The organism is Marivirga tractuosa DSM 4126 (genome assembly GCF_000183425.1).
Lineage (GTDB): Bacteria > Bacteroidota > Bacteroidia > Cytophagales > Cyclobacteriaceae > Marivirga > Marivirga tractuosa.
Window position 1 is genome coordinate 3908844 of record NC_014759.1, and the last position, 23668, is coordinate 3932511.

At 35.4% G+C, this 23668-nt stretch carries 20 protein-coding genes; 16 read left to right on the forward strand and 4 right to left on the reverse strand.

Annotation, left to right across the window (positions count from 1 at the left end):
* Positions 1 to 22: 22 nt before the first annotated feature.
* The 3 genes from FTRAC_RS16580 to lpdA all read right to left on the reverse strand — a co-directional run bounded on the left by FTRAC_RS16580 (position 23) and on the right by lpdA (position 2954).
* Entirely contained in the window at positions 23 to 850 is an 828-nt protein-coding gene (locus FTRAC_RS16580) for an anti-sigma factor (protein WP_013455433.1), read from the reverse strand.
* Positions 847 to 1392: an RNA polymerase sigma factor gene (locus FTRAC_RS16585; protein WP_013455434.1), complete on the reverse strand. Its 546-nt coding sequence runs from the start codon at positions 1390 to 1392 to the stop codon at positions 847 to 849. The genes FTRAC_RS16580 and FTRAC_RS16585 overlap by 4 nt, the downstream gene beginning before the upstream one ends.
* A gap of 170 nt (positions 1393 to 1562) precedes the next feature.
* On the reverse strand, positions 1563 to 2954 hold the full coding sequence (gene lpdA / locus FTRAC_RS16590; protein WP_013455435.1) for a dihydrolipoyl dehydrogenase: 1392 nt from the start codon (positions 2952 to 2954) through the stop codon (positions 1563 to 1565).
* Positions 2955 to 3213: 259 nt separating this feature from the next.
* Between lpdA and fabG the strand changes: the two genes are divergently transcribed.
* From fabG to FTRAC_RS16605, 3 genes are all read left to right on the forward strand, one after another.
* Complete coding sequence (gene fabG / locus FTRAC_RS16595; protein ID WP_013455436.1) at positions 3214 to 3966, forward strand: 3-oxoacyl-[acyl-carrier-protein] reductase; 753 nt, start codon at positions 3214 to 3216, stop codon at positions 3964 to 3966.
* A gap of 205 nt (positions 3967 to 4171) precedes the next feature.
* Positions 4172 to 4666 (forward strand): hypothetical protein, encoded by a 495-nt coding sequence (locus FTRAC_RS16600; protein ID WP_013455437.1) that lies wholly within the window; start codon positions 4172 to 4174, stop codon positions 4664 to 4666.
* Positions 4667 to 4714: 48 nt separating this feature from the next.
* Positions 4715 to 6757: an OmpA family protein gene (locus FTRAC_RS16605; RefSeq protein ID WP_013455438.1), complete on the forward strand. Its 2043-nt coding sequence runs from the start codon at positions 4715 to 4717 to the stop codon at positions 6755 to 6757.
* A 332-nt stretch (positions 6758 to 7089) separates the two neighbouring features.
* On the opposite strand, the gene FTRAC_RS16610 is transcribed toward FTRAC_RS16605, so the two are convergent.
* On the reverse strand, positions 7090 to 8178 hold the full coding sequence (locus FTRAC_RS16610; protein WP_041649935.1) for a T9SS type A sorting domain-containing protein: 1089 nt from the start codon (positions 8176 to 8178) through the stop codon (positions 7090 to 7092).
* Positions 8179 to 8460: 282 nt separating this feature from the next.
* On the opposite strand from FTRAC_RS16610, the gene FTRAC_RS16615 reads away from it, so the two are divergent.
* The 13 genes from FTRAC_RS16615 to ruvA all read left to right on the forward strand — a co-directional run bounded on the left by FTRAC_RS16615 (position 8461) and on the right by ruvA (position 23660).
* Positions 8461 to 9246: an enoyl-CoA hydratase/isomerase family protein gene (locus FTRAC_RS16615; protein WP_013455440.1), complete on the forward strand. Its 786-nt coding sequence runs from the start codon at positions 8461 to 8463 to the stop codon at positions 9244 to 9246.
* Positions 9247 to 9394: 148 nt separating this feature from the next.
* A complete protein-coding gene (locus FTRAC_RS16620) occupies positions 9395 to 10873 on the forward strand; it encodes a lipopolysaccharide biosynthesis protein (RefSeq protein WP_013455441.1) in 1479 nt (492 codons plus the stop codon).
* Positions 10874 to 10898: 25 nt separating this feature from the next.
* Positions 10899 to 11327: a dUTP diphosphatase gene (gene dut, locus FTRAC_RS16625; RefSeq protein WP_013455442.1), complete on the forward strand. Its 429-nt coding sequence runs from the start codon at positions 10899 to 10901 to the stop codon at positions 11325 to 11327.
* A gap of 194 nt (positions 11328 to 11521) precedes the next feature.
* Positions 11522 to 12532, forward strand: coding sequence for a sugar phosphate nucleotidyltransferase (locus FTRAC_RS16630; RefSeq protein WP_013455443.1), 1011 nt, complete (start codon positions 11522 to 11524; stop codon positions 12530 to 12532).
* Positions 12533 to 12536: 4 nt separating this feature from the next.
* Positions 12537 to 14309, forward strand: a complete 1773-nt coding sequence (locus FTRAC_RS16635) for a tetratricopeptide repeat protein (RefSeq protein WP_148230104.1) — start codon at positions 12537 to 12539, stop codon at positions 14307 to 14309.
* The gene (locus tag FTRAC_RS16640; protein WP_013455445.1) at positions 14293 to 15039 is read left to right on the forward strand and encodes a DUF4292 domain-containing protein; all 747 of its coding nucleotides are present in this window, start codon (positions 14293 to 14295) and stop codon (positions 15037 to 15039) included. The genes FTRAC_RS16635 and FTRAC_RS16640 overlap by 17 nt, the downstream gene beginning before the upstream one ends.
* Complete coding sequence (locus tag FTRAC_RS16645) at positions 15029 to 16234, forward strand: murein hydrolase activator EnvC family protein (protein ID WP_041649939.1); 1206 nt, start codon at positions 15029 to 15031, stop codon at positions 16232 to 16234. Before FTRAC_RS16640 ends, FTRAC_RS16645 begins: the two co-directional genes overlap by 11 nt.
* Positions 16235 to 16374: 140 nt before the next feature.
* A complete protein-coding gene (locus FTRAC_RS16650; RefSeq protein ID WP_013455447.1) occupies positions 16375 to 16617 on the forward strand; it encodes a Sec-independent protein translocase subunit TatA/TatB in 243 nt (80 codons plus the stop codon).
* Between the two features lie 3 nt (positions 16618 to 16620).
* Complete coding sequence (gatA, locus tag FTRAC_RS16655) at positions 16621 to 18045, forward strand: Asp-tRNA(Asn)/Glu-tRNA(Gln) amidotransferase subunit GatA (protein WP_013455448.1); 1425 nt, start codon at positions 16621 to 16623, stop codon at positions 18043 to 18045.
* A 10-nt stretch (positions 18046 to 18055) separates the two neighbouring features.
* Positions 18056 to 19540, forward strand: coding sequence for a lytic transglycosylase domain-containing protein (locus FTRAC_RS16660; protein WP_013455449.1), 1485 nt, complete (start codon positions 18056 to 18058; stop codon positions 19538 to 19540).
* Positions 19541 to 19550: 10 nt separating this feature from the next.
* A complete protein-coding gene (locus FTRAC_RS16665) occupies positions 19551 to 20657 on the forward strand; it encodes a DUF4837 family protein (RefSeq protein ID WP_013455450.1) in 1107 nt (368 codons plus the stop codon).
* A 133-nt stretch (positions 20658 to 20790) separates the two neighbouring features.
* On the forward strand, positions 20791 to 23070 hold the full coding sequence (locus tag FTRAC_RS16670; RefSeq protein ID WP_013455451.1) for an NADP-dependent malic enzyme: 2280 nt from the start codon (positions 20791 to 20793) through the stop codon (positions 23068 to 23070).
* Complete coding sequence (gene ruvA, locus FTRAC_RS16675; protein WP_013455452.1) at positions 23067 to 23660, forward strand: Holliday junction branch migration protein RuvA; 594 nt, start codon at positions 23067 to 23069, stop codon at positions 23658 to 23660. Before FTRAC_RS16670 ends, ruvA begins: the two co-directional genes overlap by 4 nt.
* Positions 23661 to 23668 lie beyond the last annotated feature (8 nt).

The following is a 23668-nucleotide window of genomic DNA, read 5'->3' on the forward strand; positions in this document are numbered from 1 at the left end:
AGACCCGCAGTTCGTAATTATATCAAATCTGTCCAATCACATACATTTTCTCCATGGTAGGGTTTTTACTGCCACCTCTAGGTTCTAGCGTTACAGCAAATGCAGAAGCTTTTCCAGTGGTTTTCATTTTGAGTAAGCTTGTCATATCACCCGCTACATCAAAAACGCCCATGTCAACTGGGTTTCCATCAACTATTGCCCACAATTGATATTGATTATCCATTTCATTGGCAGGCATTTTCTTAGCATTAAGAAAAACCTCATTGGTTTTTTTGTTCCAATGTACGAAGGCTTGAGCTTCTGGTGCAATGTCCAAACCTTTCATAGGAACAGTTTCTATTCCTGGCTGTCTAAGGATTTCAACATTCTCAGCATATTGCTCCATCTGATTTTTCACCACATTATACTGCTGAGCCATTGTTTGGTTTTGCGCAATTATATTGGATAATCGGGCTTCAGTAGCCTGCCATTGGTTATAATAATAAACACTAAAAGCTATTCCAATTATAGCTACAATACTTGCTGCAGCTGATAAATAAGGGTAAATAGAATAGGATTTACTCTCCTTTTGGATTTCTTCTTGAACAAGTTCTTCTTCAGAATCATCTTCAAAAGATTCGACCTCCAATCCCAAGTCTTCAAAAAGATTGTTTTTAGAGGATTCGGGAGGTGCAATGCTTCCTTTTTTACCTAAAGCAAATAAGGTTTCTTCCGCCTCATCAATGGCTTTTCTTACTTCCTCATGCTCTTCTGCATACTGAAGCAACTCCTTTGTTTCGGACTCATTCAGCTGGCCCAAAACAAAAGCTTCAATTACTCCTGTCGATATGTATGCTTCTATTTTACTCACAATAATAATTCTCTTAATGTACGCATAGCTGTCCTCGCCCTGGTTTTGACCGTACCCAATGGGATATCAAATTCCTCGGAAATTTCAGTTTGCGTATAGCCTTTAAAATACATTTGATCAATAACAAATCGGAGTTCATCAGAAAGCTTATCTAAGACTTTTTCTAATCCTATGCTATCAATTGATTGCTCTGTTGAATTTGCATTGTCAATGGTATGTACGTTGTCTGAGACTGAATCGGTTTTACCTGTTTTCTTTATTTCTTTTGATCGAAGTTTATCGATGGAAGCATTTCGGCTAATATTGACTAACCAAGTATACAATCGACCTTTTTCAGCACTGTAAGCATTTATGTTTTTCCAGGCTTTTATAAAAACATCATGCAAAACTTCCTGTGCTACTTCCTCTGATTTAACAATTCTGACTATGACACCATATATAGCTCCACTGTAATTATCATACAGGTATTCAAAAGCACTTGATTTCTGTGCTTTGAGTTCTTTTATTAGAACCTCTTCCGATATTTTAACTGTTGGTGCTATAACTTTGAATTTCGATTGCTAAATAAATGATAATACCCCAATAAAAAAAGCTGTTAGGCAAATTCAACTAATTAAATCTGCTTAACAGCTTTTTGTTTTGTTTTTAACAAGCACGAGCTAAGAAGCTCGCGCCAGCTCGGCTAGCACGAGCTTCTTAGCTCGTGCTGAAATTAAATATGTATCACCTCATCATAAGCAGCAGCTGCAGCTTCCATTATAGCTTCACTCATGGTTGGGTGAGGATGAACTGTTTTAATCAATTCATGACCTGTGGTTTCTAATTTTCTAACCGCCACAATTTCAGCTATCATTTCAGTAACATTGGCTCCGATCATGTGCGCTCCTAAAAGTTCGCCATATTTTGCATCAAATACTAACTTCACGAAACCATCTTTGGCTCCAGCCGCACTTGCTTTTCCTGAAGCTGAGAATGGGAATTTACCTATTTTTAAGTCATAACCCGCTTCTTTAGCTTGCTTTTCAGTATAACCAACTGATGCAATTTCAGGGCTGCAATAAGTACAACCAGGAATGTTTTTGTAATCTAATGGCTCTGGATTTTCACCAGCAATCTTCTCAACACAAATAATTCCCTCGGCTGAAGCTACGTGAGCTAATGCAGGACCGTGAACGATATCACCAATTGCGTAAACGCCATCAACATTGGTTTTGTAATAATCATCAACTAATACTTTTCCTTTATCAGTTGAAACGCCAACATCTTCCAAACCAATTCCTTCTAAGTTAGTAGCAACGCCAACTGCAGAAAGTACTACATCACAATCCAGTTTTTCTTCACCTTTTTTAGTTTTGACCGTCACTTTGCAACCACTTCCTTTGGTGTCAACTGAAGTTACTTCAGAGCTGGTCATAATGTTGATCCCTGCTTTCTTATAAGTCTTGGCTAATGCTTTCGATACTTCCTCGTCCTCCACAGGAACAATTCTATCCATAAATTCAACTATGGTAACTTCCGTTCCAATTGCATTGTAGAAATAAGCGAACTCAACACCAATCGCACCAGAACCCACAACCACCATTTTCTTTGGTTGTTTTTCCAGGCTCATGGCTTTTCTATATTCTATGATTTTTTTGCCATCAATTGGAAGGTTTGGTAGTTCTTTAGCTCTTCCTCCAGTGGCTATAATGATGTTATCAGCTGAATACTCAGTTTTCTTACCGTCATTCTCTACTTCTACTTTCTTTCCTGATTTCAATTTTCCAAAACCGTCAATTACATCGATTTTGTTTTTCTTCATCAAGAATTGAACACCTTTGCTCATGCCGTCAGCAACACCACGGCTTCTTTTTACCATTCCTGAGAAATCAGCTTTCGCATCTTTTACGGTGATTCCATAATCTTCAGCATGGCTGATATATTCAAATACATTGGCACTTTTCAATAATGCTTTAGTAGGAATACATCCCCAGTTTAAGCAAATCCCGCCTAAACTTTCTTTTTCAACTATAGCCACTTTCTTACCTAATTGAGAAGCACGGATTGCGGCTACATAACCACCTGGGCCAGAGCCCACTATAATAATGTCATATTTTGATGCCATAATATCTATTAATTAAATTTTGGATTCGTTATTTATTCGCTGACAAATTTAATGGAAATGGGGCTAGAAAAAAATTTTAGATAAATTAAGCTAGCGATTACTAGTAGCTCCCTAAGCGGAGCGATTTGATTAGGAATTTTGCAGTAAGCTTGCTAGAAAGGGTTTTTGACTGCATTTTTTACGCAAAAGCATAGAACATTTTCTTAATTAACTTATTCCTTGTAATTTTAGGTTTTTTACAATCAACTACTAACCCATTATGACAAAACTATTAGAAGGAAAAACCGCACTTATCACAGGTGCTTCAAAAGGAATAGGTAAAGCCATCGCTCAGAAATATGCTGAACAAGGCGCTAATGTAGCTTTTACTTTTTTATCAAGCGTTGAAAAAGGGCAGGCTTTGGAAAAAGAATTAACAGATGCTTATGGTGTAAAAGTAAAGGGATACCGCTCTGATGCCTCTGATTTTAAAGCAGCGGAAGAATTAATTGCTGGAGTAGTAGCTGATTTTGGAATCTTGGATATTTTGGTGAATAATGCTGGAATCACAAAAGATAATTTATTGATGCGCATGACAGAGGAAATGTGGGATGATGTAATCAATATCAATTTAAAATCTTGCTTCAATACCGTAAAGGCTGCAAATCGTACTTTTATGAAGCAAAAAAGTGGTTCTATTATTAATATGACCTCTGTTGTAGGAATAAAAGGAAACCCAGGACAAGCAAACTATTCTGCTTCAAAAGCTGGGATAATTGGATTTACAAAATCTGTTGCTTTGGAATTAGGTTCACGGAATATCCGTTCTAATGCTATAGCGCCAGGCTTTATCGAAACTGAAATGACTGATGCTTTGGATGAGAAAACCGTTCAAGGCTGGAGAGATGCTATTCCTTTGAAAAGAGGAGGGAGTCCAGATGATGTTGCAGATTTATGCGTATTCTTAGGCTCTGATATGTCTTCTTATATCACAGGTCAAGTAATTCAAGTTGATGGCGGAATGCTGACTTGAGTTTTCTTTATAAAGTAGAATAAATTATTAATCAATCCGGAGTTTTTCTGTTTAAAGTAAATCTTCGGATTTTTTATTTATTCTATTTATCTATTATACTGAATTAATTAACGAACTTATTAACTTTAGCTACCGTTTAGCAAAAAAATAAATTACATTTAAATGAGTACTTATTAATTAATACTCAGCTGACAATCTATATATTATGTACACTAATTTTAATGATCTAGATAAAAGTTCAAGACTGTGGGTATACCAAGCAGATCGACCATTTACTGAAGAAGAGAAGCAGTTTGTTTTACAAAATGGTAAAGTTTTTGTAGAAAATTGGACAGCTCATAATAAAGCATTGAATTCATCCATTGATGTGAAGTATAATCAGTTTATTGTGCTATCAGTAGATGAAACTAAAGCTCCGGCAACTGGATGTTCAATTGATAAATCGGTTCATTTTATTAAAGCTTTGGAAAATGAGCTGAAAATTAATTTACTTGATAAAAGCAAAATTGCTTTTCTGAAAAATGGAGAAGTTGTTTTAGAAAAATTATCCTCCATTAAGTCAAAGGTAGAATCTGGAGAGATCAGTGAAAGCCTAATGACTTTTAATAATATGGTGACTACCAAGGATGAGTTTGATAAAAATTGGTTAATTCCTGCTAGTGAGAGTTGGATGGCAAGATTTTTTAAGTTAGAGGCATAATTCTGCGGAATTGCTCGTTTATATGTTAGTTTTAATGTTTAAATTTTGGTGAAGATAAAATATATATTATTTACTTCAGCTTTACTTTTTTTAGTTTCATGTTCAACTTTTAAAAGAGCGGAAAAGAAGTTTGAGAAAGGAGAGTTTGATTCAGCTATTGATTTATATCAACAGGCTTTAAAAAAGAATGATAATGCAGCTCAAGCTTTATTTTCAATAGCAGAATCTTACAGATTATCCAACAGATTGGAAATAGCAGAGCCTTATTATAAAGCTTCTATTGATTCTGGTTATACAGAAGATGAAGTATTTTATAACTATTCTTTATCCCTAAAAGCTAATTCAAATTACGATAAAGCAAGGGAAGTATTGGAGAGCTATTTACTAGATGCCAATAATCCCGAGATTAAAAAACTAGCAGAATTCCAATTAAAAAACTTATATAATATTGACGAAATTCTGGAAGACCAAACTTTCTACACGGTAAAAAACCTTGAAGAAATTAACACTCCGGCTGCTGAATATGCTCCTTTTTTTCATGACAATGAGCTGTATTTCACTTCAACAAGAGATGATGATGGCAAAGTTTACAAAGCTACAGGAGATAATTTTTCTGATATCTATAAGGTGAAGTCAAGAGGAGCAAATGTTGACACAGCTACAATTGAAAAGTTGCCACCTATTATCAATTGGTCGGATGCAAACGAAGGTTCTGTTGCTATAGATTCAAGAGGTAGAACAATGGTTTTTGCTCGTGGTAACACGGGAAAAAGAAAGGGCTTGAATGATGTGAATCTTTATATCACTCGTTACCGAAACGGCAAGTGGTCAGAACCGGAATTGATGAAGATTAATGATCCGGAAGCATGGAATTCTACTCCTGCTTTTAGTGAAGATGGTAGAACACTTTACTTTTCATCCACAAGAGAAGGAGGTTTTGGTGGTGTCGATTTATATTCGGCAACTGTCAATAGCAGAGGTCAATGGGGAAATGTCAGAAATTTAGGTAATAAAATCAATACTCCTGAAGATGAGATGTTTCCATCAGCATCACAAGATGGAAAATTATATTTCTCTTCAAATGGTCATCCTGGCTTAGGGAAACTTGATATTTTCGTGGCTGAACGAAAAGGTGGTAAAATCACCATTTCACATTTAGGTAAACCCATGAATTCTAATAAGGATGATTTTGCGGTCTTTATGTATTCACCGGATAGGGGTTTCTTTTCAAGTGACCGCCCTGGAGGAGAAGGTAGAGATGATATCTATACTTTCAAAAATGAAGATCCTAATTTAAAAATTGTCAACTATTTTTTGGCTGGAGTAACAACTACTCATAACGCTAATGAGGAAGAAGTGATTTTACCAGGAGCTAATGTGAGGTTGTTTTCTCAAGACAGTGTTTTACTTGGGGAAATCCTCACCGGCCAAGATGGTGAATTTAATTTCAGGGTTTCCGAAGAAGAGGATTATTTTATAATAGCTGAAAAAGATAATTATTTCACGACCAGAAAGACCTTCTCTACCGTTGGAAAGACAGTGGATAAATCGCAGTTGACATCTTTAATCACCAACAAGGTATTTGAAACTGAAATTTTATTGGAAGAAATCATTTTGGATAAAGCATTTGAGCTCGAAAATATTTATTACGATTTCGACTCAGCAAATATTCGAGCTGATGCAGCTATTGAGTTAGATAAACTGGTTACTATATTAAAAGATAATCCTCCTATAAAAATCGAATTAAGCTCACATACCGATGCTAGAGGAGAAGCGGCTTATAACCAAGAACTTTCCAAACGAAGAGCAGAATCAGCTGTTGCTTATATCATTTCTCAAGGTATTGATCCTTCAAGAATAAAGGCTAGGGGCTACGGAGAAAGTCAATTGATCATTGAAGATGCACAAACAGAAGAAGAACATGAAACCAACCGAAGAACTGAATTCAAAGTAACGGAATACGATAAAGAAATTGCAAGAAGAATAAGAGAACAAGAAGAAGCTCAGTTCAAAAAGGGAACCGTAGAAGTAGAGATCAAAGATGAGAAGGAAGTGCCAGAAGCCTCAACAGATGAGTTTGATTTTAATTAGCCCCCGAGCCCAAAGCCCCCTAGCCCCCAAAGGGGGAACACGCATGGATTTCGCGGAACAGTAAAATTGAGACAGCATCTTTACTTTTAAATGAAAAGAGCAAAATAAAGTGCCTCAGGAATATTCTATATCACAGGAAAATAAATAAGTATAATCTGTGAGAAATTCCCCGCCAGCTGGCGGGTTAGGGGGCAAAAAAAGCCCCACATTGCTGCGAGGCTTACCCTATTGTTGCATGATGATGAATTTATAATCTATTTTAAATCACTTCAGTTCAAATTAAAAAACAACTGTAAATCTGTGCGAAAATTCCCCCATTGGGGGCTAGGGGGCTATTGAACCACCACCCTAATATTCTCCTGTAAACCATTATGGTTTACTTTTAATATATACATACCTGCTTTTAACTGCTGATTAATTTGCAGACTTCCTTCTGCATCAAAATTTCTAAATTCTTGTACTTTAGTACCATTCAAATCAAATAAACCTACATAAGCCAGTTTATCTCTAAACTCACTTGGTACTTGAATTTTGAGATTCGAAGCATCTTGAACCGGATTAGGCGAAACCGCCAACTTACCTTCAAAGCCAACTTCAATTTTCACCACTGGCGAATATTCATAAGAAGCATCAATATCTACTGATTTCAGTCTGTAGTAAATTACTCCAAAAGGAGCATTTCTATCTGTAAAGTCATAAAATACATCAGAATTGCTTTCTCCCAGACCTTGCACTAACCCGATTTGACTCCAGTTTTCTTGGTCAAGAGAACGCTCAATTTCAAAGTGAGAAAAGTTTTCTTCTTTAGCAGTTACCCAGTTTAAATCAATGTTCTTGCCTGATTTTGAGGCAGTGAAGGATTTTAGTTCGATTGGTAGAGCTTCATCTGTACAAATTCCAATAGTTTCATCGCATACCTCAACTGAAAATAATGGACACGATTCATTGGGATCTCCATTTGGTTGAGTACAAGTTACCCCTTCCCCATTAATGATTTCTCTAGCACTGACTGATCCTGTTCCGTCAATTTCCATCGGAACACCTCCAAAATCTAATTGGTCTCCAACATTTAAATTGCCATTTACTTCTAGAAATTTATCTTTATTATTTGGTCCTGTAAAAATAATATCATCAGTGACAGTAACTGTTACACTATCAGGAATCACTAATCGAATAGGTTTATTTCCGTTCTGGAAATTAACAGTAAGTGAGTTTAGAGAGACATCCTGTCTAAAAACTAATTGTCCTTCTCCTCCAGCATCATTAATTATAACGTCACCGTTATCACAATCAATAATGACATCAAAGTAGAATATATCTCCTAAATTAGAGTTTTTTAAAGTTCCATTGTCGGTACATTGTGCAAATCCTGTACTTATAGTAAAAAATGCAATTCCAATAAAAAGTAAAATCTTTTTCATAATCATTAAATTATATATGCAAATATACGGGATTCTCTTATAAGTAGATGATAATCAATAAGTGAAATGCTTAATTTTCTTACATGAAACACCTAATATACGACTATCTCCTTAATTTTGGATGTTAATCAATTATGTTTTCCGTTGAATCGATGATTTCATTCGATAAAGCCTTTTAAATTCTATATCTGCCTATCTTCAAATTATCATTAAAGTAAAATGCTCTTTGTGGTTGGGGCTACATCAGCTATATTTGCATTCTAAAAGAAAAAGAATTCATTTATGGCTGATTTTGAAAACCTACAACTGGCTAATGAGAATGGTGTACTAACCATCACCATCAATAGAGCCGAAAAACTAAATGCCTTAAATATCGCCACTATAGAAGAATTGCGTGAAGCTTTCCAAGATATTTATGATAATAACGAAGTGAAATCTGTCATTTTAACCGGTGCTGGCGAAAAAGCTTTTGTAGCGGGTGCGGATATTTCTGAAATATCAGAATTGAATGAAATGAACGGTAGAAAGTTTTCTGAAAATGGTCAGGAAGTTTTTGAAATGATAGAGAAATGCCATAAACCTGTCTTGGCAGCCGTAAATGGCTTTGCTTTAGGCGGTGGTTGTGAACTGGCAATGGCCTGCCACATGCGAATTGCAACTCCTAATGCTAAATTTGGTCAGCCAGAGGTAAATCTTGGGATCATACCAGGTTATGGAGGTACGCAGAGATTAACACAATTAATTGGTAAAGGAAAAGCATTAGAGTTAATGATGACGGCTGATTTCATTGGAGCTGAAGAGGCCAAAAGCCTAGGTTTAGTGAACCATATAGCTGAAAATCAAGAGGAACTAATGACTTTAGCCAATGCTATACTCAGTAAAATAAACAGCAAGGCACCGCTTGCAATCGGTATGGTAATAGATAGCGTAAATGCTTATTACACAGGAGAAGAAAATGGCTATCAAACGGAAGCCAACAGCTTTGCAGCTTGTTGCAAGTCCGAAGATTTCAAAGAAGGAACAAAAGCCTTTTTAGAGAAAAGAGCTGCAGAGTTTAAAGGAGAATGATTTTAATTACGAATTACGAATTTGGTAATTACGAATTATAAAAACATAGGTAGTAGGAAGATGAATTATCGTTTTGGTAGTCATCTTCTTAATTCCAAATTCTGGCCCTCAACTTCCCTCTTCCAACACCCAACTTCCAACTTCCCCTATGAACCCACTTAAAAAATTAGCATCCGAAACCGGTTTGTATGGAATGCCCAGCATAATGGGTAGGTTGCTAAATTATTTATTGGTTCCGATACACACAGGAGTTTTCATGCGAGAGCAATTCGGAACCATTGGGGAATTATATGCTTATGCTGCTTTTCTGAATATCATTTATACATTTGGTATGGAAACGGCTTATTTCCGTTTTACCACAAAGGAAAAATCAGAAAGTTACTATGCAAATGCTTTTACGGCCGTTCTTTTAACTTCTGTCTTATTTAGTGGATGTATTTTTATATTTGCTACTCAAATAATTCAATTTCTTGAATTAGATGTTCAAACTTACATTGTCCGTTACCTTGCAGTCATCTTTTTTATCGATGCTATAGTGGCAATTCCTCTGGCCAAACTGCGATTAGCCCATAATGCAAGAAAGTTTGCTTTTGCCAGAATGAGCAGTATAGTGCTCAATATAATTTTCAATCTCTGTTTTTTAATGCTTTTTCCTTTTCTAGCAAAAAACGGTTGGATGAACTGGGCTATACAAGAGCCATTTGATATTGGATATGTGTTTTTAGCTAATCTACTGGCTAATTTATCAATGGTAGTTATTTTGTACAAAGAAATATTTATGCAAAAGCTCCAATTCCATTGGCCTAAAGTAAAAAAAATGTTGGTGTACGCTTTACCAATATTAATAATGGGATTGGCAGGCATATCTGTAGAACAATTAGATAAAATTATTTTTACCCATCTTTTACCTCCTAATTTTTATGAAGATACTTCTGCTCAAGCGGCTTTAGGAGTTTATACGGCAGCTGTCAAATTGAGTGTTTTTATGGCGTTGGCCATTCAGGCTTTTCGTTATGCCGGAGAACCTTTCTTTTTCAGTCAGGCAGAAGATAAAGAAGCACCAGAGCTTTTCGCAAAAGTACTCTATTATTTTGTAGCTCTTTCTTTGTTGATTTGGGTGGGAGTGAGCTTAAATGCAGATTTAATTGGTCGAATATTTTTAAGCGGAGATGAATATAGAGAAGCTTTATTTTTAGTGCCTATTTTGCTATTTGGTAAATTATTTTTTGGAATCTATATCAATCTCAGTATTTGGTTTAAAGTGACCGATAAAACGTATTATGGAGTTTATATTAGTGTAGTTGGGGGACTTGTAGCATTAATTGGAAATATCATTTTAATACCGATCTTAGGATATACTGGGGCTGCTTTAACCTCTGTCTTGGCTTATTTCAGTATGATGATCTATTGCTATATAAGTGGTCAGAAGCATTTTAAAATTCCATATCCTGTCGGGAAGATCACTTTAAATATAGTAATTGCAGCAGCTTTAATAATAGCTTTTTTCTATTTCAAGCCGAGTTCTTTATGGCTTAATTACGGACTAGGTATTTTAATCACATTATTATATGCAGGATCAATGTTTTTATATGAACGCAAAAGTATTTTTTCCAAAAGATTAAAATGATACTTTTGAGTTAGAATAATATATTATGCAAGTAAAAGTTATAAATAAATCAAATAATGAATTACCAGCTTACCAAACGCAAAGTGCTGCCGGTTTGGATTTAAGAGCAAATTTGGACGAACCTATTAACTTAAAGCCAATGCAAAGGATGTTGGTGTCTACAGGTCTTTTTATGGAACTGCCTGAAGGCTATGAGGCACAAATTCGTCCAAGAAGTGGATTGGCTTTTAAGCATGGTATTACGGTTTTGAATAGTCCTGGCACGATTGATGCAGATTACAGAGGAGAGATTAAGATTTTATTGGTTAATCTATCCGATGAATCTTTTTTAATTGAATCTGGTGAGAGAGTAGCTCAAATGGTGATTTCAAAGCATGAGCAAATTGATTGGGAGTTAGTAGAAACATTAGAGGATTCCAAAAGAAGTGCAGGAGGTTTTGGGAGTACGGGGTAGCCCCCTAGCCCCCAAAGGGGGAATAAGCACAGAACTATCTAAGTAGAAAACATAATCTGTATTATTATTTTTATCAGCTTATTCATAAGTTAAAAGTGATATAGAGTCAAATTTAAAAACTAATGTCCATCCGTGCTGCCGTTCCCCCTTTGGGGGTTAGGGGGCCGGGTTGGCTGGGCTAAACATAAAACATTATGAACATTATTATTCCAATGGCAGGCATGGGAAAACGCATGCGCCCACATACATTAACAGTTCCAAAACCTTTAGTACCTATCGCTGGTAAACCTATCGTTCAACGTTTAGTGGAAGATATCGCAAAAGTTTGCGGAAGTGAAGTTGATAAAATTGGCTTTATCATTAAATCTTCCTTCGGACAAGAAATAGAGAAAAATTTATTGAAAATTGCCGAGTCAGTAGGTGCTGAAGGCTCTATCCATTATCAGGAAGAAGCTCTAGGAACTGCGCATGCCATCATGTGTGCCAAAGATTTATTAGATGGTAAGACCGTGGTGGCATTTGCCGATACGCTTTTCAAAGCAGATTTCAAATTGGATACTTCCGAGGAAGGCATTATTTGGACTCAAAAAGTGGATGATCCTTCTGCTTTTGGTGTTGTAAAAGTAAATCATGATAATGTTATTACTGATTTCATAGAGAAACCTAAAGAACCAGTTTCCAATCTGGCTATTATTGGTATTTACTATTTCCAAAAGGGTGAAGACTTAAGAAAAGAACTTCAATATCTGTTAGATAATGATATTAAAGATGCAGGTGGTGAATTTCAAATCACAGTGGCATTAGAGAATATGAAGGATAAAGGCGTTAAATTGCGTCCTGGAACGGTTACTGAGTGGTTGGATTGCGGAAATAAAGACGCAACAGTTTATACCAATCAGCGCTATTTGGAGTTTATAAAGAGTGAAGAGCTGATTAGTAAATCGGCTAAAATTGAAAATTCCATTATCATTCCACCCGTTTATTTGGGTGAAAATGTTTCGATTAAGAACTCTGTGATAGGTCCACACGTTTCCATTGGAAATGATACTGATGTTCAAGACAGCAGAATAAGTAATAGTATCATTCAAACGAACTCAATAATATCTGAAGCGCAAATAAAAAATAGCATGCTCGGTAATTTTGTATTGTATGAAGGAGCAGCTAAGGACTTAAGTATTGGGGATTATAATAAGGTGATTGAATAATATTGTGAGTAAAACTTTCCATCATATATTTAACCGTATAGTTATATTCTGTCTGTTGTGCGGGCAGGGTTTGATCGTATGTGCTCAAACTCCAGAAACACCTAATATTCCTCAACAAGAAGATGTATTACCTGATGCAGACCCATTGAAGGTAGATCGTTTTAATGTTGAGTTTTTGATAGTGGAAGGAATGCATTTCCTATCTATTGATAATCCTGCCAAAGCATTGGATAGTTTTATGAAGGCGCATCAAATTATGCCTGAAAATTCTGCCATTAATTATAAAATCGCCAAGATTCTTCGAGAAAGTGAGGATATAGACCAAGCTTTGTTTTACATTTCAAAAGCAACTGATAAAGAAGAGACCAATTATTTTTATCAAGCCTTGAAAGCCGAAATATTGACGGATAAAGGGGATTTATCAAGTGCAATTGCTACTTATGAAGATTTGTATGAATTATCGGAGGATGCTCCTGATGATTATTTATTAGAATTAGCAGCTTTATACCTTTACAATGGCAATCCAAATATGGCTTTAAAAACCTATGACAGAATTGAAAAGCGACTGGGGGTATTGGAAGAAGTCAGCACTCAAAAGCAGAAAATTTATTTGAAACAAAATAAACTCAAAGAAGCAATTGCTGAAGGGAAGAAATTGGTAGAAGCTTATCCGAAAATTGGAGCTTATGCAGTTTCTGTTTCGCAAATATTGGTTTCTAATGATAAGAATACAGAAGCTATTGAGTATTTGAAAGAATATTTAAGTGAACATCCGAATCAAGCAGTAGCTGAAATGGAGTTGGCAAAACTTTACAGACAAGCAGATGAGGTTACACTTGCTCTTGAATATTTTGAAAGGGCTTTCAGTTCGGAAGAAATCCAATTGGAAGATAAATTGAATGGCTTTGTTGCTCTTATTCAAAAGCTTTCAAAAGTGGAGGATTTGACAAAATTAAAGCGTTTGGGTAAAAATATTTTACAAATTCATTCTTCTGATGCCAACGCATATGCAGCAAATGGTGATTTATATTTTGCTTTAAAACAAAAGGACAGTGCGAAATATTTCTATAAAAAAGCAGTAGAAATAAATGGTAATAATCTTCAACTATGGCAAAATTTATTATCACTGGAGATGGAAAATAATCATTATCAGAATGTAGTTGAATATGCTGATGAGGCACTTACTTATTTCCCTAATCAGCCTGTATTATACCTATATGCTGGTTCAGCAAATTTTTCTTTGAAAAATTTCAAGAATGCTATTATGTTTTGGGAGCAGGGAAAATCTATGGTTTATGGAAATGATAGAATGAAAAGTAGTTTTGCTGCTCAACTAGCTGATGCATATCATGCTGACAAGCAATATGAAAAAGCCTTTAAAACTTATGAAGAAGCCATAAAAGCCAATCCGAACAATTACTTTGCCATTAATAACTATGCATACTACTTGTCCTTGAAAAAGCAAAATCTTGAAAGGGCGAAAGAATTGTCTGCCAGAATGGTAAAAGCAAATCCGGATAATGCTACTTTCTTAGATACTCATGCTTGGGTTTTATTTCAAATGGAAGAATATCAAGAAGCTTTGAAATATTTAGAACGGGCAGTTCAAAATCAATCTTCTGCAACTATCATAGAGCATTATGCTGATGCACTCTATAAAACTGGACAGAAGGAAAAAGCCATAGAACAATGGAAGAAAGCTAAATCTTTAGGTGGTGCTTCCGACTTAATTGAAAAAAAAATAGCAGAAAAAAAATATTATGATGCGTCTATTTAGTGTGTTGATTTGTTGTGCAATTTTGTTTTTTTCCTCTTGTGGCAAAAAGCTTTTACCAACTTCTTCTATAGAGGAAGAATACGCATTGGAAAAGTTCGATTTTGAATATCTACAAGCCAAATCTAAAATCAGGTTTAGCTCACCCGATAAAAGCTTAAGTTCAAGTGCGACTATCAGGATGAAAAAAGACAGTGTTATCTGGATTTCTGTTTCACCAATATTTGGGATCGAAGCGGCAAGAGGTTTTATAAGTCAAGATACTATCGTTTTTATGGATAGGGTCAATAAGGATGTCTATAGATATAATTATGAATCTTTAAGTAACACCCTTAATTTTGAGGTGAACTTTGAAATGCTGCAGTCAATTATTTTAGGTAATCAGGTTTTCGACTTTAAGCGAGATGATAATTTTTCCAAAAAATCAGGAGAATTAAAAATTGGTCAAAAAAGAGGAAGATTTGAATTAGAAACATTTGCTGCAGTTGAAAACAGAAAAGTAAAGGCGATGAAGGTTCGAGAAATACCAGATGGAAGCAAAATGGAAATTATTTTTTCTGAATTTAACATAGTAGCTGAACAAGCATTTCCATTCAGCACCAATGTAGAAATAGTATCAAAAGGCACGAAAGGAGATGAAAGTACTAATGTTGAAATCAATCATTCTAAAGTAGAAATTGGAGACGCCTCATTATCCTTTCCGTTTAGCGTACCGAGTAAGTATGAAAATTAAGGTTTTCCATATTGGCTTATTTGTTCTCCTATTTGTATTTGGGCATTTGGCAAATGCCCAAAAATCTAGGGAAGAACTTGAGAAAGAAAAGAAAGAAAATCTCGAGAAAATCAGTCAGGCGGAAAAGATATTAAATCAAACTACATCAAAAAAGAAGGCAACGATTGGGCAATTAAATGCCCTAAATTACAAAATTGAAGCACAACAATCTTTAACTAATTCAATCTCTAATGAGCTTAATTTACTGAATCAAAAGTTGAATGAAATCGGGAGTATCATTAACTCCATGGAAAGTGACTTAGATAAAATGAAAGCAGAGTATGCCAGTATGCTCTATGCTACCCAAAAAAGTAATCAATCTTTAAGTAAACTGGCCTATATTTTTGCATCAGCCTCTTTTTATGAAATGTTTATGCGACTCAAGTACATGGAGTATTATGGGAAAATGCGGAGGCAGCAAGCAGCTCAAATCGAAATGATTAAAGATTTGTTGATCAGGCAAAAGGAAAGTGTGGAAGAAGTAAGATTAGAAAAAAGCACCTTGCTTCAAGAACAGATTTTCAGAAACCGGGAATTAAACAAGTTGAAACAGCAACAGAGTGATTTAGTAGCTGAGCTGAACAAGCGAGAAAAACAAGTCAAAAGTGAAATAGAGGACAGAAAGAAGGCAGTTGATAATCTTGAAAAAATTATTGCAGATTTAATTAAGAAAGAAATTGAAAAAAGTTCTAAAGGAGCCTCTTCTACTAAATTTGCTTTAACTCCTGAGGCTAAAGAGCTGTCAGATTCATTTGCAGGCAATAGAAATAAATTGTTCTGGCCAGTGACTTCAGGCTTTATTTCCCAGAAATTTGGTACTCATCCGCATCCTGTCTACAAAAATATTCAAATCAATAATGATGGAATTGATATTCAAACCAATGAAAATGAGGAAATAAGAGCCGTTTTTGATGGGGAAGTAAGAAATGTAGCTTTCATTCCAGGGATGAACAATGTTGTGATGGTGCAACATGGTGAGTATTTTACTGTTTATGCTAAGCTTAAAGATGTAAAAGTGAAGAAAGGAGATAAAATAACCGCTAAAGAAACTTTAGGCATTGTTTATACGGACAATGACGGCACCTCTGAAGTGCAGTTTCAGGTTTGGAAAAACAACCAAAAGTTGAATCCTGAACAGTGGTTATTTAAAAAGTGAAATAATAATTGAATTGATTAACTGAACTATTCTACCATTTTAACCCTTTCTCATAAATAAGCTGTCAATTTTTTGATGAGTGATTGCTTAGGCAGTCAAATATTATTTAACTTTACATTCACATTTATAATAAATAAGCAATGAACACAGTATTTGCATTTTTAGGAGGATTGGGAGGATGGGAAATTCTTCTGATCATGTTAGTGATTTTAATATTTTTTGGTGCTAAAAGAATTCCTGACCTTGCAAGAGGCCTAGGGAAAGGTATCAGAGAGTTTAAAGATGCTACCACAGAAATTAAAGACAATATTGAAGACGGAGGTACAAAAAACACAACCTCTAAAACAGATAGTACTGAAAGTAGCAATACTAAAGACCAATAAAACTTGGAAACCTATCACAGTCTAAAACTACTTCAGCAGGAGCTGAAGCAAGAAAAGTATTCCCTAAATTCGGTTGTTGAACATTATTTAAAGCAAATTGAAGAGCAAAAACAGCTCAATGTCTTTTTAGATGTTTACGAAACTGAAGCCTTGGCTAAAGCTGATCAACTTCAAATGAAGTTAAAAGATGGAAAGCCACTAGGGAAACTATTTGGTCTAGTGATAGGAATAAAAGATGTCTTGGTTCATCAAAACCATGAGGTTCGATCTGCATCTGAAATTTTAAAAGGTTTTGAATCCCAATTTACAGGAACGGCAGTTCAGAGATTACTTGATGAAGATGCCATTATCATTGGAGCTCAAAATTGTGATGAATTTGCTATGGGTTCTTCCAATGAAAACTCTGCTTTTGGACCTACTTTAAATGCAGCTGATCATTCAAGAGTGCCCGGTGGTTCTTCTGGGGCATCGGCTGTTGCAGTTCAAGCCGGCCTATGTATGGCTTCTCTAGGAACTGATACGGGTGGTTCCGTAAGGCAACCAGCCGCTTTTTGTGGGGTAGTGGGTATTAAACCTACTTATTCCAGAGTTTCTCGCTACGGTTTAATCGCTTTCGCTTCTTCTTTTGATTGTATTGGTATATTTTCAAATAATATTGAAGATAATGCTCGTATTTTAGAAGTAATTGCTGGTTATGATGAATATGACAGTACAGTTTCGACAGAAGAAGTGCCTGACTATGCTAGCAATCTCCACATTAATAAAAAATTGAAGATTGCTTACGTAAAGGAGACTATAGAAAATGAAGCATTAAATTCTGAAATAAAAGAAGCCACCATTTCTAAATTAGAATGGTTGAAAAAGGAAGGGCATCAAGTGGAAGAAGTCACTTTTCCTCATTTAGATTATGTTTTACCAACCTATTATATCTTAACCACCGCAGAAGCTAGTACTAATTTATCTCGTTTCGATGGCGTGCGCTATGGATATAGAGCACCAGAGGCGCACAATATGGAAAGCATGTATAAACTTTCCCGTTCTCAAGGATTTGGCGAGGAAGTGAAAAGGAGAATTATGCTAGGTACTTTTGTGCTTTCTGCTAGTTATTTTGACGCTTATTATACTAAAGCTCAAAAAGTAAGAAGGATCATTAGAGATGAAACCCGAGAAATGCTTTCGGAATATGATTTTATCATTATGCCTACCACCCCAACCACTGCATTTCAACTAGGCACAAACCGAGATAATCCTGCTGAAATGTACTTGGAGGATATTTTTACCGTTCAAGCTAACGTGAGTGGCATTCCAGCTATTTCCATTCCAAATGGAGTGGATGCTCAAAATTTACCAATTGGCTTACAAATTATGACTGACGTATTCAAAGAGATTGAATTATATGCATTTGCTGATTATTTGATGCAATCATAATCTAAATATTATGAGGGAGATAGTAAAAAAAATATCGATTTTTGGAGTTTTATGGGCGTCTACTATACTGATAACCTATGCCCAGAAAGCGGACTCTTTGACAGAAACTATAACCCCTGATTCGCTATCGAAAACCTTATCTACTGATTCTACTGTTATTATTAATGATTCAGTGGATGAAGAGCTGATTCAGTTTTCTCATCAATATGAATACGTTCCTGAATATTCAGAAGTAATCATTCAAGAACGATTAGCTCAAATTGAGAATGAAATTCCTTTGACTTTCAATCCAATTGTAAATTCATTTATTAGCTACTTTACAGTAACTGATCGCGAGTATACAAGAAAAGTAGCCAAATTGCAGACCAAATATTTCCCAATGATTGAGCGCTATTTGGAGAAATATAATTTACCAGATGAATTAAAGTACTTAGCAATAGTTGAGTCAGGCTTAAATCCAAAGGCAAAATCCCCAGCTGGAGCCGTTGGCTTATGGCAGTTTATGCCTTTAACTGGCAGATTAGATTATGGCTTATCTGAGAATTGGTATTTAGATGAGAAAATGGATATGGAAAAGTCCACAGATGCGGCTTGTCGTTATTTGTCTTTTCTTTATAAATATTTTTATAACGATTGGCCATTAGCCTTAGCTGCCTATAATACTGGGCCAGGGAATGTTCGCAAGGCAATTAGAAGAAGCGGCTATAAAAAAGATTTCTGGGAAATTTATCCCTATCTATACAGAGAAACCAGATCTTATGTACCGCAATTTATTGCTATTATGTACAGCATGAACTATTTAGAAGAGCATAATTTCTTTATTGAAGAATATGAGTATATGCCTGATTATGAGGAAATTTCAATAAATGGATTCTTAAGTTTGCCCTTATTTGCGGAACATTCAGGTATTTGTTTAGAAACTTTAAATGATCTTAATCCAGAGCTTAAACATGGTGCTATTTCGGATAAGCATCTAAATTATAATTTACGAATCCCCTCGCATCACAAAGATTTTGTAGCTGAAAATTTAGATGCGATCATGCAGTTTGCCGGACAGGGAAAAGAGCATTTCGAGAGATTAGCTAAAAATGAAGTAGGAAGTACCTATGGAAGGCAAAAACTTACTTATAAAGTTCAATCAGGTGATGTTTTAGGTAAAATTGCGCAAACTTATAATGTTAGGATAGCAGATTTGCAGCAATGGAATAGTCTAAGAGGAACCGTGATTCGAGTTGGTCAGCCCCTGAATATATGGATTGCCGATGATTTTTATGATAATGTAAATAAACAACTAACTGCCATTAGCCAGAAAGGAAGTTCTAAACAGGCTGTAGCGATAAAGTCAGGAGAATATCGTGTGCAAAATGGAGATACCTTATGGGATATTTCTAGAAGATTTGATGGATTAACCGTAGAGAAGTTGAAAAAATTAAATAATTTGGAGGGAAATGGGATAAAACCTGGTCAAGTACTCAAAGTTAAAGATAATTCGTAAAATTTAGATTATGCTGAAAATCAACAAATTATATTTATTAACGCTTTTATTTATATCCTCTTTTTTTGTGATTTCATGTGATGATAAAGGTAAGGATGGGGACGAAAATCAAAATTCAAGCTCCACTTTACAAAAAGCCAGAGGGGAAACTGGAGAAGTAATAATGGTAATTCCTCCCAGTCTGTGGGATGGTGAATTGGGAAACTTATTAAGAGAGGTTTTTACCTCAAATGTCAAAGTGTTGCCACAAGATGAGAAGCTCTATGATTTAAAACCAGTTGATCCTAGTAAATTTAATAGTGTATTTAAGGCATCTCAGAATTTGATATTTGTTGCCACTCTTGATAATAAGAAACCTGAAGGGAAATACATGAAAAGGTATTTCACTGAAAATTCATTAAATCAAATTGAGCAGAATCCTAAATTATTTTCTTTTAATCAACAAGATGTGTACGCACGTGGTCAGGAAGTACTTTATTTATTCGGAAGAAATGAAGAAGAGCTAATCAATAATATCAAGGAAAATAAATCTGGAATAAAGGAGTTTTTCAATGATAAAGAAGCTGAGCGTTTAGTTTCTTCATTTAAGAAAACCGCTCAAAAAGGGATTATGAATTATATCGAAGATTCCCTAGATCTTGAACTAATTGTGCCTGTTGGTTTTGATGTTGCTCAAAAAAGCAATGATTTTATTTGGTTAAGAGAACTGGACAGCAAAGAAGAATACAATATTTGGCTTGTTAAAATGCCATATAATGATGAATCGGTTTTTAATCCGGATAAGATTAAGTCATTCAGAGATTCATTGGGTAGGAAGTATATTACTGATAAAGATATCCCAGATTTGCATTTAACCAGTCAGGATGAAATTGATTTTGAGATTGATACAATAAACCTTAATAATCAATATGCCTTAAGAATTAAAGGCTTATGGAAATATTCAGATAATTCCAGAGGTGGTGCATTTGTTAGTTACCTTTTTGCAAATGAAGATTCAGGTGATTTATATTATCTGGAGGGGTATTTAGATGCGCCTGGCGAATCTAAACGCGAACCGATGAGAAGATTGAAAGCCATCTTAAGTACTGCAAAAGTTCCAGATACTATTAAAGACTAATCTGTTAAAAATCATGATTAACGCTGCAGTATATTGCAGTCTTTTCTAAAATTACTTTAATATTTATTTTTTCAATAAGGGATTCTATAATATTTCCTAAATTGAATGAATTATAACAATTATAGACATTATTATGCCGAAGAAAGTTCGTAGACAAGATGCATTAAATTATCATATGCAAGGCACACCAGGGAAAATAGAGGTGGTACCTACTAAAATGTTAAGCTCTCAGTCAGATTTGGCATTGGCCTACTCGCCAGGAGTGGCAGAACCCTGTAAGGAGATCGAAAAAGACAAGGAGAATGCTTATAAATATACTGCTAAAGGGAATTTAGTGGGAGTAATTTCCAATGGTACTGCGGTTTTAGGATTGGGTGATATTGGACCTGATGCTTCTAAACCCGTAATGGAAGGAAAAGGTGTTTTGTTCAAGAAATTTGCAGGAATTGATGTGTTTGATATCGAAATTCAAGAAAAAGACCCTAAAAAACTGATTCAAATAATTAAATCATTAGAACCTACTTTCGGGGGTATCAATTTGGAAGATATTAAAGCTCCTGAATGTTTTGAGGTAGAAACTGCATTAAAGGAGCAAATGAATATTCCTGTAATGCATGATGATCAGCATGGTACTGCTATTATTTCTAGTGCAGCCTTATTGAATGCCTTGGAATTAGTAGATAAAAAGATTGAGAATGTTAAAATTGTGGTATTAGGAGCCGGTGCGGCAGCCATTTCCTGTACTAAACTTTATCACTCATTAGGAGCCAAGCTTGAGAACATCTATATGTTTGATAGGAAGGGGCTGCTAACCAAAGATAGAGATGATTTAAGTGAAACAGGGAAAATGTTTGCCTCTGCTAATACCGAAATCAAAGATGTCTTGGATGCCATGAAAGATGCTGATGTTTTCTTGGGTCTTTCGGCTGGTAATGTGATTAATAAGAAGCATATCAAAGCAATGGCTGATAATCCTATAGTTTTTGCATTGGCGAATCCTGATCCTGAGATTCCTTATGCTGAGGCTATGGCAGCTCGTAAAGATATTATCATGGCTACTGGGAGATCCGACCATCCTAATCAAGTAAATAATGTGATAGGCTTCCCTTATATTTTTAGAGGAGCATTGGATGTAAGAGCTACTGCTATTAATGAAGAGATGAAGTTGGCAGCAGCTTACGCAATTGCTGAATTGGCAAAGCAACCAGTGCCAGAATTGATTAATAAAGCCTATGATGATCAGAAAATCGTATTTGGGAGAGAATATTTGATTCCTAAACCGCTTGATCCGCGCTTGATCACTACTATTTCACCAGCTGTTGCCAATGCGGCAATGAAATCGGGCGTGGCAAAAACTAATATTAGAGATTGGGCTCAGTATGATGTAGATCTCCAAAAAAGAATTGGAGTTGATCAGAAATTAATGAACAGAATACTGACCAAGGCCAAGAAAGACCCTAAGCGAGTGGTATTCTCAGAAGCGGATAATGCGAATATTCTGAAAGCTGTTCAAATGGTGATAGATGAAGGTATTGCGGTCCCGATTTTGCTAGGTAATCGAGAAAAAATAGAATCACTTATAGAAACGCATCAATTGGATTTAGGCGGTGTAACGATAATTGATAATTTCTTGAATGATGAAAAACGTCAAGAATACGGTAAAGTCCTGTATGAGAAGAGAAAGCGAAAGGGAGTTACGCAATATGAAGCAGTAAAATTAATGCGTGACAGAAATTACTTTGGCAGCATGATGGTAGAATTAGGTGAAGCAGATGCGATGATTTCTGGGCTTACCAAAGATTATCCTAAAACTATTCGACCTGCTCTTGAAATCATCGGTGCTGAAGAAGGAAAGAGAGTAGCGGGTATGTATATTTTATTAACCAAAAAAGGTACTTTCTTTTTCTCGGACACCACGGTAAATACAAATCCAACAGTAGATGAGCTTGTAGAAATTATTGGCTTGACCGCTAGAGGAGCTAAAGTTTTTGGTTTTGAACCACGTATGGCGGTGTTGTCATATTCTAATTTCGGAAGTAGTAAAGGAGAAATACCGGAGAAAACAGCTAAAGCAAGGGAGATTGCCAAAAAGAGATGGCCCGATCTAATCATTGATGGTGACATTCAAGCTAATATTGCCGTTAATGAAGAATTATTGAAGGAAACATATCCTTTCAGTGAATTAGCAGATAAAGGAGCAAATACTTTTATTTTCCCAAGTTTGGCATCGGGTAATATTGCTTATAAATTATTAATGGAATTGGGAAATGCGGAAGCAATAGGACCAATTTTATTGGGTATGAATAAACCTGTTCACATCTTGCAATTAGGGAGTTCCATCAGAGAAATAGTAAATATGGTAGCCATTTCAGTGGTGGATTCTCAAGACCATCAGAACCGATCAAATTTATGATTTCATATTTAAAAGGAAGTATTATAGAATTAGAACCTACTCACCTAATTATTGAGGTTGGGGGAGTAGGTTACCATGTTATCATACCAATGTCTACTTATGATGCCTTCAAGAGCCAGAAGGAGGTAAAAGTGTTGACTCATTTTCATGTTAAAGAAGATTCCCAAACTTTATATGGTTTCTACCTCCCTGAAGAAAGAACCGTATTTTTGGATTTGATAGGCATTTCAGGTATAGGCCCCTCAACAGCAATTGGAATGCTTTCTGCCATGAATCCTAATGAAATTAAATCTTCAATCGTTGCGGAGAATGTTAAACAAATCCAATCTATTAAAGGAATAGGAGGGAAAACGGCTCAAAGAGTTATTTTGGAATTGAAAGATCGTTATAAAAAAGAAGGTTTAATTACAGAATCTACCCAATCTTCTGGAGTTTCAAACAATAGCTTGAGAAACGAAGCGTTATCTGCTTTAATAAATTTAGGGTTTGCCAAAAATTCTGCTGAAAAGGTTATTGATAAGATATTGCAAGCTAACAAGGAAAATATTACTTTAGAGCAATTAATCAAGCAAGCCTTAAAATCAGCCTAAACTAAATT

Excerpts from the sequence above, each read along its gene's own strand:
- lpdA (WP_013455435.1), bottom strand. The coding sequence starts at position 2,954 with ATGGCATCAAAATATGACATTATTATAGTGGGCTCTGGCCCAGGTGGT.
- fabG (WP_013455436.1), top strand. The coding sequence starts at position 3,214 with ATGACAAAACTATTAGAAGGAAAAACCGCACTTATCACAGGTGCTTCA.
- FTRAC_RS16600 (WP_013455437.1), top strand. The coding sequence starts at position 4,172 with ATGTACACTAATTTTAATGATCTAGATAAAAGTTCAAGACTGTGGGTA.
- FTRAC_RS16610 (WP_041649935.1), bottom strand. The coding sequence starts at position 8,178 with ATGAAAAAGATTTTACTTTTTATTGGAATTGCATTTTTTACTATAAGT.
- FTRAC_RS16615 (WP_013455440.1), top strand. The coding sequence starts at position 8,461 with ATGGCTGATTTTGAAAACCTACAACTGGCTAATGAGAATGGTGTACTA.
- FTRAC_RS16620 (WP_013455441.1), top strand. The coding sequence starts at position 9,395 with ATGAACCCACTTAAAAAATTAGCATCCGAAACCGGTTTGTATGGAATG.
- dut (WP_013455442.1), top strand. The coding sequence starts at position 10,899 with ATGCAAGTAAAAGTTATAAATAAATCAAATAATGAATTACCAGCTTAC.
- FTRAC_RS16630 (WP_013455443.1), top strand. The coding sequence starts at position 11,522 with ATGAACATTATTATTCCAATGGCAGGCATGGGAAAACGCATGCGCCCA.
- FTRAC_RS16640 (WP_013455445.1), top strand. The coding sequence starts at position 14,293 with ATGATGCGTCTATTTAGTGTGTTGATTTGTTGTGCAATTTTGTTTTTT.
- FTRAC_RS16645 (WP_041649939.1), top strand. The coding sequence starts at position 15,029 with ATGAAAATTAAGGTTTTCCATATTGGCTTATTTGTTCTCCTATTTGTA.
- FTRAC_RS16650 (WP_013455447.1), top strand. The coding sequence starts at position 16,375 with ATGAACACAGTATTTGCATTTTTAGGAGGATTGGGAGGATGGGAAATT.
- FTRAC_RS16660 (WP_013455449.1), top strand. The coding sequence starts at position 18,056 with ATGAGGGAGATAGTAAAAAAAATATCGATTTTTGGAGTTTTATGGGCG.
- FTRAC_RS16665 (WP_013455450.1), top strand. The coding sequence starts at position 19,551 with ATGCTGAAAATCAACAAATTATATTTATTAACGCTTTTATTTATATCC.
- FTRAC_RS16670 (WP_013455451.1), top strand. The coding sequence starts at position 20,791 with ATGCCGAAGAAAGTTCGTAGACAAGATGCATTAAATTATCATATGCAA.
- ruvA (WP_013455452.1), top strand. The coding sequence starts at position 23,067 with ATGATTTCATATTTAAAAGGAAGTATTATAGAATTAGAACCTACTCAC.